This window comes from Rhodococcus sp. ZPP (genome assembly GCF_017656075.1).
Taxonomy (GTDB): domain Bacteria; phylum Actinomycetota; class Actinomycetes; order Mycobacteriales; family Mycobacteriaceae; genus Rhodococcus_F; species Rhodococcus_F oxybenzonivorans.
This window is the reverse complement of sequence record NZ_CP058638.1, coordinates 5,980,888-5,994,697: the sequence shown is the minus strand read 5'-3', so window position 1 is coordinate 5,994,697 and position 13,810 is coordinate 5,980,888. Positions and strand designations below refer to the sequence as shown.

General features: G+C 67.1%; 9 protein-coding genes, 1 pseudogene and 1 riboswitch. Of the genes and pseudogenes, 3 read left to right on the top strand and 7 right to left on the bottom strand.

The genetic code is table 11. From position 1 onward, the window contains the following. Positions 1-68 precede the first annotated feature (68 nt). A pseudogene (locus HYG77_RS27520) lies at positions 69-1,028 on the top strand (TDT family transporter); the annotation flags it as partial. A 45-nt stretch (positions 1,029-1,073) separates the two neighbouring features. Here HYG77_RS27520 and HYG77_RS27515 read toward each other — a convergent pair. The 7 genes from HYG77_RS27515 to HYG77_RS27485 all read right to left on the bottom strand — a co-directional run bounded on the left by HYG77_RS27515 (position 1,074) and on the right by HYG77_RS27485 (position 9,321). Next, the gene (locus HYG77_RS27515) at positions 1,074-1,379 is read right to left on the bottom strand and encodes a rhodanese-like domain-containing protein (protein ID WP_109331442.1); all 306 of its coding nucleotides are present in this window, start codon (positions 1,377-1,379) and stop codon (positions 1,074-1,076) included. Beyond that, a complete protein-coding gene (locus HYG77_RS27510; RefSeq protein ID WP_109331445.1) occupies positions 1,376-2,269 on the bottom strand; it encodes a DUF4349 domain-containing protein in 894 nt (297 codons plus the stop codon). Before HYG77_RS27510 ends, HYG77_RS27515 begins: the two co-directional genes overlap by 4 nt. Positions 2,270-2,348: 79 nt before the next feature. Continuing rightward, positions 2,349-5,603, bottom strand: coding sequence for an error-prone DNA polymerase (locus tag HYG77_RS27505; protein WP_208961212.1), 3,255 nt, complete (start codon positions 5,601-5,603; stop codon positions 2,349-2,351). A gap of 143 nt (positions 5,604-5,746) precedes the next feature. Continuing rightward, complete coding sequence (locus HYG77_RS27500; RefSeq protein WP_208961211.1) at positions 5,747-6,478, bottom strand: (2Fe-2S)-binding protein; 732 nt, start codon at positions 6,476-6,478, stop codon at positions 5,747-5,749. After that, the gene (locus tag HYG77_RS27495; protein WP_208963546.1) at positions 6,471-7,247 is read right to left on the bottom strand and encodes an ABC transporter ATP-binding protein; all 777 of its coding nucleotides are present in this window, start codon (positions 7,245-7,247) and stop codon (positions 6,471-6,473) included. The genes HYG77_RS27500 and HYG77_RS27495 overlap by 8 nt, the downstream gene beginning before the upstream one ends. Then, complete coding sequence (locus tag HYG77_RS27490) at positions 7,244-8,329, bottom strand: iron ABC transporter permease (protein ID WP_109331451.1); 1,086 nt, start codon at positions 8,327-8,329, stop codon at positions 7,244-7,246. Before HYG77_RS27490 ends, HYG77_RS27495 begins: the two co-directional genes overlap by 4 nt. Further along, entirely contained in the window at positions 8,326-9,321 is a 996-nt protein-coding gene (locus HYG77_RS27485) for an ABC transporter substrate-binding protein (RefSeq protein WP_208961210.1), read from the bottom strand. The genes HYG77_RS27490 and HYG77_RS27485 overlap by 4 nt, the downstream gene beginning before the upstream one ends. Before the next feature lie 106 nt (positions 9,322-9,427). Further along, positions 9,428-9,572, bottom strand: a riboswitch (cobalamin riboswitch). 89 nt (positions 9,573-9,661) lie between these two features. Here HYG77_RS27485 and HYG77_RS27480 point away from each other — a divergent pair. Further along, positions 9,662-11,782 (top strand): MMPL family transporter, encoded by a 2,121-nt coding sequence (locus tag HYG77_RS27480; protein WP_208961209.1) that lies wholly within the window; start codon positions 9,662-9,664, stop codon positions 11,780-11,782. Positions 11,783-11,814: 32 nt separating this feature from the next. Continuing rightward, positions 11,815-13,809, top strand: coding sequence for an SDR family oxidoreductase (locus HYG77_RS27475; RefSeq protein ID WP_208961208.1), 1,995 nt, complete (start codon positions 11,815-11,817; stop codon positions 13,807-13,809). Position 13,810 lies beyond the last annotated feature (1 nt).

Here is a 13,810-nt window from a genome sequence, read left to right as displayed (position 1 = left end):
ACGCGATTTGTGGGTACGCAACCGCAAGCCTTCTACCGGCGGCGACAGGTACTCGGCAGGCTGTGGGCATGACGCCGAATTGGTTCGCAGCAGTGATGGGAACCGGCATCGTTGCGGTGGTGGCCGCCTCGCTGCCGACCGAGATTCCCGGCGTACGCGGCGTGTCCGAGGTGTTCTGGCTGCTCGCCGCCGCGCTACTTCTCACATTGGCCACCGCTCTCGGGCGCCACTGGTTCCGGTGTCGCGACGAGGCCCTGGCCGACGCCCGCAGCCAAACCATGTTCCCCTTCTACGGTGCCGTGTCGATGGCCATGTCGACGGTCGGCGCGGCCACCGGCTCGGCCGGTCACCACCGTCTCGGCGAACTGTCGGTGACCGTGGCGGCGGCGCTGTGGTCGATCGGGACGATCGTCGGCGTCGTCACCTACGCCGTGATGGCCGGCCGACTGCTGCAGCCGTACCGGGTGACGCCCACGCCGTCGTGGTTGCTGCCGGTTGTACCCCCGATGGTGTCCGCCTCGGGCGGCGCCGCACTGGTCCGGCACCTCCCGGAAGGCGCGCCGCAGATCACATTGCTGGTGTTCTGCTACGCACTGTTCGCGCTGGCTCTCACGGCGGCAGTGGCGGTCACGGTCGTCGTCGGCCGGCAACTGTTGCGCGACGGCCTTCCGGGCACCGCCCTCGTCCCGACCTTGTGGATACCGCTGGGCGTGATCGGGCAGTCGGTCGCGGCGATCAACCTACTCGGCGCCGCGTCCGGGCACACCTGGCTCCACACGGTCGGCGTCGTCTACGGAACTACCGTGGGCACGGGCGGTGTTCTCGCCCTCGCAACCGTGATCACGGTGACGGCGCGGGCATTTCACCGAGGACTCGACTTCACGCCCGCCTGGTGGAGTTTCACGTTTCCCGTCGGCACCTGCGCTCTGGGCGCGAACGCACTGGGCAGCGCGATGCACTCGACGGTGATCGTGGGCGCGGCAACGATGCTGTGGTGTGCGCTGCTTCTGATCTGGAGCGTCGTGGTGTTCCGCACGCTGCGCTACCTGCATCGACTGCTGGTCGAGCGTGCGCTAACCGGTTTCGACAGGTCGTCCCGACTGCAGCCAGGCCGAGGTGCCACCGGCGACGGACACCGCGTTGATTCCTCGACCGTTCAGGTATTCAGCGGCCTGCAGGCTGCGCCCACCGACCGCACAGATCACGTACACCACATCGGCGTCGGGTATCTCCCCGACTCGGGAGACGAACTCGCTCAACGGGATGAGGGTCACGCCCGGCACCCTCACCTGCGCGTACTCGTCGGCTTCACGCACGTCGATGACGGGGGCGCCTGACGCCAACGCCTCGTCCAACGCCGACAGTTCGACTTCGATCATTCTGTGTTCGCCTCTTCTTTTTGCGGCGCCGTACCGGTCGTGGGCCGGCGCGGCGTGTTGTACATCCGGCGCAGACGGTACGCGCCGTAGACGACCAGTGCGATGACGGCCACGAAACCGAACCAGGGAATCAGCGCCCCGACGACCACCGCGCCACCCTTGATCGCCGACAGCAGAGCGTGCCACCCGGCGACGAGACCCTCCCAGAAGTTGTCGGGGCCCGAGCTCGGTCTTTCCGTGTCAGTGGTGGTGACGTCGATCGTGAGGGTGGCGAGTGCGATCTGATCGCTGAGTAACCGCTTCTGCGCGGTAAGGCTGTCCAGTTCACCCTGCCGCTCCGACAGTGCCCTCTCCGCTTCGATCAGATCGGCGGTGTTCGCGGCCGACGCGATGAGCCCCTGGAGCCGGGTGACCGACGCTGTCAACGCACCGATCCGGGCATCGAGATCCTGCGACTGCATCGTCACATCGCTCTTGGTGACGCTGACGCTGGTGACCTTGCCGAGTTCTCGCAGATCGTCCAGCGTGCGCGTGAGGTCGTCGGCGGGCACGCGGATGGTGAGGGAACTGCTGGCATCCTGATCTTCGGAGCCGGGCTGCTCGGTGAGCTGATCGACGCGACCACCCACCGCATCTACCTTGTCGACGATCTGTCTGCCCACCGCAACCGGGTCGTCGGCAGTGATCGACACCTGGCCGGTGATGATTTCCTGCCGTTCAGTGGGTGCCTGATCCTTCGCGGGCGCCTGCAGCGCACCCCCGGCTTCCAGCGACCTGCTGTCGCCGGGCACCGGCGCGGGCGCGGGCTGGGAAGAGTCGCTGTCGGATCCGCCACACCCCGCGAGCACCAGCGACATGAGGACGATGGCCGACAGAACGTATCTCTTCATGCCCGAATGCTAGCGGTGTGCCGACGGCCCGGTTGACGATCGACGACGACATGCGCCCGCGCGCGATCACCAGGCGCGTTCAGCGGAAGTCACGGGACTTGGCCTTCATCCGCAAGTCCATCAACTGCAGGCGATCCGCCACCACCGTGACGGCACCCTCCGCATTTTGGACCTTGCCCCGCACCAGGAGCGCAGGTGCAGTGTTCGCGAGCTTGCGGTACTTCGCCCACAGGCCCACCGAACACACCACATTGACCATCCCGGTCTCGTCCTCGAGATTGATGAACGTGACACCGGCCGCAGTCGCCGGGCGTTGCCTGTGTGTCACGGCACCGCCCACCAGGACCCGATCGCCGTCGGGAATCTGCAGCAACCGGGCTGCCGGAATCACCCCGAGCGCATCGAGTTGCGGGCGAAGGAACTGGGTGGGATAGGTGTCCGGGGACACTCCGGTGGCCCACACATCCGCTGCCGCCAGTTCGAGATCACTCATTCCCGGCAGGGTCGGCGCCCGAGTGGACGCCCCCATTCCGGGAAGCCGGTCACGCCGCTCCCCTGCCGCGGCGCCCGCGGCCCACAACGCCTCCCGTCGGGTGATACCGAAACTGTCGAGGGCCCCTGCAGTGGCGAGCGACTCGGCCTGGGCAGTGTTCAGTTCCACCCTGCCCGTGAGATCGAGGAAGGAGGTGAACGGACCCCCGTCGTTCCGGGCTTCGACCATGCGCTCGGCCAGTGCGGTGCCGATGTGCCGCACCTCCCCGAGACCGAGCCGCACCTCCAGGCCCCCGGCCTCGACGGTGGCGTGCGCGAGGCTGGCGTTGATGTCGGCACCGTGCACCCGCACCCCGTGCCGTCGGGCGTCGGCCACCAGCGACTGCGGCGAGTAGAACCCCATCGGCTGTGCCCGCAGCAGACCTGCGCAGAATGCGGCCGGGTGATGCAGTTTGAACCACGACGAATAGAACACCAGCGCCGCAAAGCTCTGCGAGTGACTCTCGGGAAACCCGAAATTGGCGAAGGCATACAGCTTCTCATAGATCCGGTCGGCCACGTCGTTACCGATTCCGTGTACTTCCCGCATGCCCTGATAGAGCCGGTCCTTCAGCTGTTCCATCTTCTCCGCCGAGCGTTTGGACCCCATGGCCCGGCGAAGCTGGTCGGCCTCGGCCGGAGTGAACCCCGCGACATCGACCGCTACCTGCATCAGCTGCTCCTGAAACAACGGCACACCCAGGGTGCGTTCGAGTGCCTTCTCCAGCGACGGGTGGTCGTAGGTGACCGGTTCGAGCTTGTTGCGACGGCGGATGTAGGGATGCACCGAACCACCCTGGATGGGTCCGGGCCGGATGAGAGCGACCTCCACCACCAGGTCGTAGAAATTCCGCGGCTTCAGCCTCGGGAGGGTGGCCATCTGCGCCCGCGACTCCACCTGGAACACCCCGACCGAGTCGGCCCGCTGCAACATGTCGTAGACGGCCTCCTCGGACAGGTCCAGTTGCGCCAGATCCACTTCGATCCCTTTGTGCTCGGCTACCAGATCGATCATGTAGTGCAGGGCCGAGAGCATGCCGAGTCCCAGCATGTCGAATTTCACCAGACCCACCGCCGCGCAGTCGTCCTTGTCCCATTGCAGGACGCTGCGGTTCTCCATGCGCGCCCACTCCACCGGGCACACGTCGGCGATGGGCCGATCGCAGATCACCATGCCGCCGGAGTGAATGCCGAGATGCCGTGGATATCCCTCGATCTGGGCTGCCAGTTCGAGCACGGCAGGGGGTATGTCGGTGCCCTTCCCCTTTCCGACACCTCCCCAGCGATCGACCTGTTTGCTCCACGCATCCTGTTGGCCCTGCGAGAAGCCCAGGGCCCGTGCCATGTCCCGCACCGAGGACTTCCCCCGGTACGTGATGACGTTGGCCACCTGCGCCGCGTACTGCCGCCCGTACTTCGCGTAGACGTGCTGGATGGCCTCTTCGCGGCGGTCCGATTCGATGTCGACATCGATGTCCGGCGGGCCGTCGCGTTCGGGTGAGAGAAAACGTTCGAACAATAATTTGTTGCGCACAGGATCGACGTTGGTGATGCCGATGGCGTAGCAGACCGCCGAGTTGGCCGCCGAACCCCTTCCCTGGCAGAGGATGTCGTTGTTCTTGCAGAACGACACGATGTCGTGGACCACCAGGAAGTAGCCAGGGAAGTTCAACGTCGTGATGGTGTCGAGCTCGTGCTCGATCTGCCGGTACGCCTGCGGGTGGTCCTCCGGTGCACCGTAACGGCGGCGCGCCCCTTCCATCGTGAGCTGACGCAACCAACTGGCCTCGGTGTGGCCGTCGGGCACGGCGAAGGGTGGTAGCTGCGGTGCGATGAGCCGGAGGTCGAAGGAGCATTCCAGCCCGAGTTTCGCCGCACCGCTGACCGCTTCCGGGTACGCGGCGAAGAGGTGGGCCATCTCCTCGCCGGAACGCAGGTGGGATCCGCCCGTCGGAGGTAGCTGCCCGGCCGCGTCGTCGAGGCTGCGGCGACCCCGGACCGCGGCCATCGCCATCGCCAGCCGCCGGCGCGGGGGGGCCGCGAAATGTGCTGCGGTGGTGGCTATTACACCCAGGCCGTGCTGCTGCGCGAGTTCGGCGAGGCAGTCGTTGCGTTCCCCGTCCTCCGGAATGCCGTGGTGTGTGAGTTCCACCGTGACCCGCTCGGCCCCGAACCGGTCGATCAGCTCGCGCAACCGGCGGGCCGCCGCGTCCGGACCGCCGTGGGCCAAGGCCTGACGCACGTGCCCCTTGCGGCAACCGGTCAGGATCTGCCATTGACCTCCCGCCGCATCGGCGAGCCGGTCCATGTCGTAGAGAACTTTGCCTTTCTCTCCTCCCGCCAGGTGCGCTGCGGCAATCTCCCGAGACAGACGGCGATACCCCTCCTGTCCTCGTGCGAGCACCAGCAGATGGGCGTCGCCCACGGTGAGCTCGGACCCGAACACCGTGCGCATGTTCCATTCCTTCGCCGCCTCCGCGAACCGGACCACACCGTAGAACCCGTCGTGATCGGTGAGCGCGATGGCCTCGAGACCCAGCCGGACCGCCTCTTCCACCAATTCCTCCGGCGGGGAGGCACCGTCGAGGAAGCTGAACGCCGAATGCGCGTGCAATTCGGCGTAGGGGACGGTGGAGCCGGCACGTATCTGCTCGCCTGCCCGATATTCTCCCCGCTTGCGTGACCACGCCGGACTGTCGCTGCCGTCACCCGGATACAGCGACTGCGGGTCGACGCGTCCGGGCCTGCCCGACAGGACCCGCTCCATCTCCGACCACGACGGCGGACCGTTGCCCCAACCCACTACTACACACCTCTTCATGCCGCACACGTGCCGTGCCGAAACCATGGAAGATGCCACTGGGGAAGACGCATCATTCGAACGCGAGTTCGAACACCCTCAGTGTGCCATCACACTCGCGGGCAGGTCAACGCGGGCCACCGGAGTCAGGTCACGAGCGCGGCCAGACCACTCAGACGGTCCTCGGCCGGCCTCCTCGGGCAGCTCACACACTTGGTCGAACCGGGCGTCTCGTAGATCAGGCAACACGACGCCCGCTGCGTGAACCGGCGGGTCACCGCACCGGCGTGCACGTCGACGAACCGCGGCCGGGGCAGAACCACCCCCTCGGCACGCATGGCGTCGACGAGCTGCCTGGCGAACATGCTCCCTGCCATACGATCACCGATGCCGTCGCCGGCGTCGAGCGCGCGGTTGGCGATCGAATCGGTGGTGATCGCCCACAACGCTGCCCGCCGCACTCCCGACGCCTCGGCCAGTGCGTCGATGAGAACGGTCAACGTCCCCGCGAGTTCCGACGCCAGATCCGCCACCGGCAGCACCGACGATGCCGTCAGACCGCCGAGGTATCCATCGGCGGTCAGGAACGCCCGGGCGCCCTCCAATCGTGGGCAGGCAGCGACACCGGTGACGAGGGCCGTCGCGATCGGGATCCCGGTCAGCGTGGAACTGGCCGAATACCACCACAGGGTGCCATTGACCCGGCGATTCCCACTGCCCCACCGGCGCGCGGTGTCCGCGAGCCGATGGGCCATCCACTCGGCGTCTGCCATGTCTGCTGCCGGAAACGAACGGCCGTCGGGAAGCGCCGTCCAGGCGGCCAGCAACGGAACCCGACGGGCGGTCAGCGCGTACGTCTGCGCCAGGTGCTCATCCATCGGCCAACCCCAGAATGTCCATCGACCGCCTCGGCCCCGACCGCACAACGGCGCGGATTCCGAACACCTCGCCCAGCACCGTGTCGTCGAGGACATCGGGTGGTGGGCCGGCGGTGATCACCCGTCCATGCTGCATCACCGCCAGCGTGTCGCAGTACTGCACCGCCAACCTGAGATCGTGCATGGTCACCACGAGTGCGAGTCCGCCGGCGGCGAGATCGCGCAGCAATTCCATCAGGATGAGCTGATGACGAAGGTCGAGGTGATTCGTGGGTTCGTCGAGGAGCAGGACGCGCGGTTGCTGCGTGAGCGCCCGCGCGATCGCCACCCGTTGACGCTCACCTCCCGAGAGCGCCTGCACGTCGCGCCCCGCGAGTTCCGCCAACCCCACCTGCTGCAGGCACCTCTCGACGATCTCGCGGTCGGCGGCGCTGTCGCGCTCGAACCAACCCAGGTGGGGAATCCGGCCCAGCGACACCGACTCGCGCACCGTCACCCCCGCCGACGACTGCGGCTCCTGCGGAACCGCCCCGACCGTGCGGGCGAGTTGTCGCCGCGCCAGGTCGGCAACGTTCACCCCGCCGACGACGACGGCGCCTGCGGTGGCGGACACCGCGCGGTAGCAGCAGCGCAGCGCCGTCGTCTTGCCGGACCCGTTGGGACCTACCAGACCGAGCATCTCGCCGGGCCGGACAGCGAAGTCGACCCCGTGCAGCACGTCGCGTGAGCCGAGTTGGGCCCGGAGTCCTTGCACGCCCAGCCCGGTCAACGTTCGGCCCGCCGGTACCGGCGCTGCAGCATCCACACGAACAGCGGGGCGCCGACGAGCGCAGTGACGACGCCGACCGGCACTTCGAGGCTCGACGAGATCGACCGTGCCGCGGTGTCGGCTCCCACCATGGCGACCGCACCGAGCAGCGCGGCGACCGGTAACAATCTGGCGGCGCGAATACCGACGACGTAGCCGGCCAGGTGTGGCACGAGGAGGCCGATGAAGCCGATACCCCCGGCGACCGAGACTGCTGCGCCGGCCAGTAGTGACACGCCCAGCAGGTGGACGATCCGGAAGCGGGGAACGTTCATGCCGAGCGCGGCCGCTCCGTCGTCCCCGGTCTGCAGCACGTCGATCCGGCGGGCACTCCACAGCATGGCAGTGCCGACCGTCGCGAGCGCCGACACGGGAAAAATCATCGTCGACCAGCGCGCGTCACCGAATCCGCCTGCGAGCCAATGCATCACCGAACCGAGTTGCCGTTCGTCGGCGAGCACGAGGAGCGAGAAGGTGATCAGCGCCGAGAAGACCTGTGCCAGCGCGACACCGACGAGGATGATCGCAGTGGGTTGCGGATACCGTCCGCCGATTGCCAGCGACAGGAACAACGGCACCATCGCGCCGACGAACGCCGCCACGGGAACGGTGAAGACCCCGAGCATTCCGGCGCCGAACCCGAGCACCGTCACGATCACCACACCGAAACCGGCACCCGAGGACACGCCGAGCAGGTATGGGTCGGCCAGCGGGTTGCGGGTCACGAGCTGCGCCACCGCACCGGACAGTGCCAGCGCGGCGCCCACCGTCGCCGCGGTCAATGCCCGCGGCAGACGAGAACCGACGACGATGGATTCCCGTGCCTGCGACCACCAGACGTCGAACACACCGGGCAGCATCCGGTTCACCACGATCGCCCAGACGTCACCCACCGGTATGCGCACCGAACCGAACGACACGGCGAGCCCGATCACGAACAGCGTGGTCAGCACCAGAAGTACGATCAGCCCGGCAAATCCGAGAGGGGAACGAGCTGAGGGCGAGGATGGGCGCACCTCGGTCCGTTCGGTGAGCGCCGTCATCGCGTGGAGAAGGCGCCGGGATGGACGGCGCGCGCGATGGTCTCGACCGACCGCACGAGACGCGGGCTCTCGAAGAAGTCGTCGAGCGGTACGACGACGAAGCGGCCTGCCTTCACGGCAGGGGTCGCCGACATGATCGGGTGTGCGGTCAGGAAGTCGATCTTGTGCTGCGCACTCGTCGCGCCGTAGTCGAGGACGACGATCACCTCGGGACTGCGTTCTCCGACAATCTCCCAGGTGGCCGTCGAAAACGGTTTCTGCCCCTCGGAAAAGATGTTCGCGGCACCCGCATGGTCCGCGATGAGCTGACCGATTCCGACACCGCCGACAGTCAGCGGGACGTCCTCGCCGGAATCGTAGAAGAACACCGGGACGGCGGTACTGCCCGCAAGTGTCGCGCGCACGGACTGCAATCCGGACGTCACTCGGTCGCTGATCGCATGCGCCCTGTCCGGAACTGCGAGGATTTCGCCCAGCTGTGTGAAGTCGTCCCGCAGCAGAGCGATGTCGGGGAAGCCCTGCCCGCAGTACTCGGAGAACAGGAACGTGGGAATGCCGTGCTCGGCGAGGAACTCTCGTGAACGCCCCTCCTTCTCGTCGAATGCGCTCCGCATTCCCCCCACCACCAGGTCTGGCTCGAGGTCGAGCAACTGCTCTCGCGTCGGATACTCCTTCGACCGATGCGGGATCTTCGCGAATTCCTCGGCGAATGGGGGTAGCGGGGTGGCGTCGCCGTACCCGGTGCCGACGATACGGTCGCCGACACCCATCTCGATCAGAACCTCGGTGACGTGATCGTTCATGCTGACGATGCGCTGGGGTGGTGCATCGAAGCTCTGCGTGAGCGAACAGTTGGTGATCGTCACCGCGGCGGTGAACGACTCGGCGGAAGTAGTGCCCGGGCCAGGTTCCCCACGCGAGCAGGCGGCAGCGAGCAGCACTGCCACGGCGGCGGTGAGCAATCCGAACCTTCGGAACAACGGACGGTGCATGTAAACCTCATTGCGGCTCAGAGCCACGAATGAAAGTCGTGCAGGTCACTCCACGACCGGAGTCGCAGTGCGCCTGCGGGACTCCGCTTCGTAGACCACGACGAATGGATGTCGCACACCACACACCGGGTAATCGGGCTCGCCACCGGAAAATACTCCGATGGCCCACCGTTGCGGGTCAGCGCCGGATTCGGACCGGCTTCCCCCATGTGTGTGGCTGCACGTGCACATCCGAGTATGCATCATGGCGCGGGAGCCGGATCACACCACCGCCGCTCACCGCCGCACGCGCACTACAGTCGGCAGTCGCACAATGCCGACCACGACCCGGAGATGACGCATGACACGTTGGGCCTCGACTGTTGTTTCCCGGCGATGGTGGATTCTGGTGCTTGCCGTGGCCGCCGTACTGGTGAGCGGCGTCTGGGGTACGGGGGTGTTCGCGAAATTGGGCTCGGGCGGCTACACCGACCCGGGCAGCGAGTCCGCTGAAGTGGCGAGGATCGTCGAGGCCAACCTGGGTCCGCAGACTGCGGACATCATCGTCGTCTACACCGCGCCCGAAGGGAGAACGCTCGACGACATCGGTCCCGAGGTGACGGCCGATCTCGAACGGTTCGCCGCCGAGGTCCCCACGCACAAGATCACCTCATACTGGACCGCCGACACCACGACGAAGCAGCGGATGGTGTCGGAGGACGGCACCAAGGCGTCGGCCGCGGTCACCGTCGACCCCGAAGCCGGAATCACGGTGGCCGCCTTCAACGGCCTGCTACCCAAGCTCGAAGTCGAGGGCATCGACACCGAATTCGCGGGCAACTCGGTGGTGGGTGTGGCTTTCAACAACCGGCTCCAGCAGGATCTGGTGCTGGCGGAGGCGATTGCGCTTCCCATCACACTGGTCCTGCTGGTCTTCCTCTTCGGCGGCGTGGTCGCCGCGGCCGTACCCGTCTTCGTCGGACTGCTCTCCATCTTCAGCGCGCTGGCCACCCTTCGGGTGCTCACCCTGTTCACCGACGTCAACTCCTTCGCGATCAATGTCGCCTCTCTGCTCGGTCTCGGGTTGGCAATCGACTACGGGCTCTTCGTCGTCGGACGTTTCCGTGAAGAACTGGAGTCGGGCGCCGACACTGCGGAGGCCACCCGGCGCACCGTGCTCACGGCCGGCCGCACCGTTCTGTTCTCCGGACTGCTGCTGGTGTGCGCCTTCTCGGGCATGCTCGTGTTTCCCCAGGACGTCATCGCATCGCTGGGATTCGGTGCCATGGCCGCGGTCGCGAGTGCGGCGCTGCTGTCCCTGACCGCCGTCCCGGCTCTCCTCGCGATCCTCGGCCCACGCATCAACGCAGGGAGCTGGCGCAAGGACGCAGCCCAGCGCAGCGAAGCGAGGGCCCGCACGTTCTGGGGGTCCGTCGTCACGTGGGTGATGCGCAGGCCGGCCGCGATCGCAGTCGGAATCGTCGCCGGACTTCTCGTTCTAGCAGCTCCCCTACTCAGCGCCTCCCTCGGAGAGGTCACGTACACCGCGCTGCCCGAGGACGACCCTGCCCGCATCGCCACCGACACACTTACCGAGGAGTTCCCGACGACGGGCAACGGAGCCACCCTGATTCTGCGGGGCACGGACGGCAGCGGACCGACTGCCGCGGACGGTGCCGCCGTCGCCGAACAGGCCGGACAGGTCGAGGGCATCGGTGCGGCCACTGTGGTGGCGTCGAACGGTGAACTGGTCGCCGTCCAGGCGGTATACGCGGAGGGCGTCGACAGCGACGACCAGAGTGGTGCGGTCGCGGCTCTGCGAGACATCGCAGTACCGGAAGGGACCGAACTCCTCGTCGGTGGTGGACAGGCCACTGTCGACGACAGCAACGCGGCGATCGTCCGCTGGTTGCCCGCGATGGTGGCGATCATGGTGCTGTCGACGCTGGTGCTGCTGTTCCTGGCGTTCGGCTCGGTGGTCCTGCCGCTCAAGGCGGTGGCCATGGCGGGACTGAGCCTGGCCGCCACCTTCGGTGTCCTGACCTGGATCTTCCAGCTCGGCCACGGCGCGAGCCTGCTCGGGGTCAGTCCGGCACCGCTCGAGGCGACGTTCGTCGTCCTGATCCTCGCGGTCGTGTTCGGCTTGTCCACCGACTACGAGGTGTTCCTGATGTCACGGATGGTGGAGGCGCACGCGGCGGGGGCGACCACGGAGGAAGCGGTGCGGTTCGGAACGGAGCGCACGGGGCGGATCGTGACCGCGGCCGCTCTGCTGCTCGTCGTGGTCACCGGAGCATTTACCGTGTCCGGCCTGTCGATCATGCGGTTCCTCGGAGTGGGCATGATCGTGGCGCTGCTCGTGGACGCCACCGTGGTGCGCATGTTGCTCGTGCCGTCGCTGGTGAAGCTGATGGGTCCGGCCAACTGGTGGGCTCCGGCGTGGATGACGAAGGTCCATTCCAAGGTCGGAATCCGTCACTAGTGCATCATCTTACTTCGGAGTAAGTTCGGGGAATGGCCACCTACCTCGTCACGGGCGGAACCGGATTTCTGGGTCGACACGTCCTGCCTCTGATCCTCGACCGCGATGACACAGCAGAGATACACGTCCTCGTCCGCCCCTCCTCGCTCACCACACTCGACGCCCTCACCGAAGACATGCCCGGAGGCGATCGTGTGCATCCTCTGATCGGGGACCTGACCGAGCCCGGCCTCGGCCTCGCCGCGGTGCCGGCGGCCCAGCACGTTCTGCACCTCGGCGCGATCTACGACCTCACCGTCGGCGACGAGCAGGCGTCGACCAATGTCGACGGCACGCGCGCGGTGGCCGCCCTCGCGACAGAGCTGGGCGCAACCCTTCATCACGTGTCGTCGATTGCGGTCGCGGGCGATTACGCGGGCACCTTCGCCGAGTCGGATTTCGATCGGGGACAGAGTTTTCCGACGCCCTACCACCGCACGAAGTTCGAGGCGGAGAAGATCGTTCGCGACAGCGAGGGACTGCGCTGGCGGATCTACCGCCCGGCCGTGGTGGTCGGCAGTTCGGTCACCGGTGAGATGGACAAGATCGACGGACCGTACTACCTGTTCCCCGCCATCTCCGCTCTCGCCAAGCTCCCGGCCGCACTCCCGGTGGCTGTCCCCGACATCGGATCAACCAACGTCGTTCCCGTGGACTATGTGGCGGCGGCCATCGTGGAGCTGATGTCGGCACCGGACCGCGACGGTCAGGTGTTCCACCTGGTCAATCCTCGCCCACAGTCGGTCCGCGAGATCTACGCGGGGCTCGCCAAGGCCGCCGGTGCCCCGCGCCCGGCGGCGAGCCTGCCCGGCGGACTGGTCCGCCCCTTTCTGGCACCTACCCCGGACTCGACTCTCGACACGGGCCGCAAGTTGGTCCTCGACGGGCTCGGCATCCCGCCCGTGCTCGTGGCGAACATGACGCTGCCTACCGCCTTCGTCAACGAAGCAACGCGAAAGGCTCTGCAGGGTACGGGAATCGAGGTTCCGCCCTTCGCCTCCTACACGAAGGCGCTGTGGACCTACTGGCAGAACCATCTCGATCCCCATCGGGCCCGCCGCTCCCACCCCGGCGGACCGCTCGTGGGACGGCACGTCGTCATCACCGGGGCCTCCTCCGGGATCGGTCGCAGCGCGGCGATCGCCGTGGCCCGCAAGGGCGCGAAAGTTCTTCTCCTCGCGAGACGTACCGAGGAACTCGAGGCCGTGGTCGCGGAGATTCGCGCGGCGGGCGGTGCGGCGTTCGGATATCCGTGCGACATCACCGACGAGACGTCGGTCGAACGCACGGTCGCCGCGATCCTCACCGAGCACGGTCACGTGGACATGCTGGTCAACAATGCCGGCCGGTCGATCCGGCGGGGCCTCTACCGCTCGACCGAGCGGTTCCACGACTTCGAACGCACCATGGCCGTCAACTACTTCGGTGCCGTTCGACTCGTCCTCGCGTTCCTTCCGCAGATGCGTGAACGCCGGTTCGGGCACATCGTCAACATCAGCAGCGCGGGGGTCCAGGGGGCAACGCCGCGATTCGCCGCCTACGTCGCCAGCAAGGCGGCACTCGACGGGTTCACCGATGTGGCCGCCGCTGAAACACTGTCGGACGGCATCACATACACCACCATCCACATGCCACTCGTCGAGACGCCGATGATCGCACCGACCGGCAACTACAACGTCGGACCCATCACCTCACCGGAGAAGGCGGCGGCCATGGTGGTCCGGGCACTGGTCGAGCGGCCGAAGCGCATCGATGTCCCCAGCGGCACTCTCGGGGAACTCGGCAGTATGTTCGCGCCTGCCGTCAAAGACCGGGTGATGCATCAGATGTATCGCATGTTCCCCGACTCGCCGGCGGCCAAGGGACAGAGCGTCACCGAGAGGACACCCGAACCTCCACGAACCGACGAGGCACGCGCGCACAGGTCGACACCGTGGGGACGCGCCGCCCGCAAGGTCGGCAGGCTGGTACCCGGCGCCCATTGGTGAG

Coding starts and splice junctions, on each gene's coding strand:
- HYG77_RS27515 (WP_109331442.1), bottom strand. CDS start 1,379: ATGATCGAAGTCGAACTGTCGGCGTTGGACGAGGCGTTGGCGTCAGGC.
- HYG77_RS27510 (WP_109331445.1), bottom strand. CDS start 2,269: ATGAAGAGATACGTTCTGTCGGCCATCGTCCTCATGTCGCTGGTGCTC.
- HYG77_RS27500 (WP_208961211.1), bottom strand. CDS start 6,478: ATGGATGAGCACCTGGCGCAGACGTACGCGCTGACCGCCCGTCGGGTT.
- HYG77_RS27490 (WP_109331451.1), bottom strand. CDS start 8,329: ATGACGGCGCTCACCGAACGGACCGAGGTGCGCCCATCCTCGCCCTCA.
- HYG77_RS27485 (WP_208961210.1), bottom strand. CDS start 9,321: ATGCACCGTCCGTTGTTCCGAAGGTTCGGATTGCTCACCGCCGCCGTG.
- HYG77_RS27480 (WP_208961209.1), top strand. CDS start 9,662: ATGACACGTTGGGCCTCGACTGTTGTTTCCCGGCGATGGTGGATTCTG.
- HYG77_RS27475 (WP_208961208.1), top strand. CDS start 11,815: ATGGCCACCTACCTCGTCACGGGCGGAACCGGATTTCTGGGTCGACAC.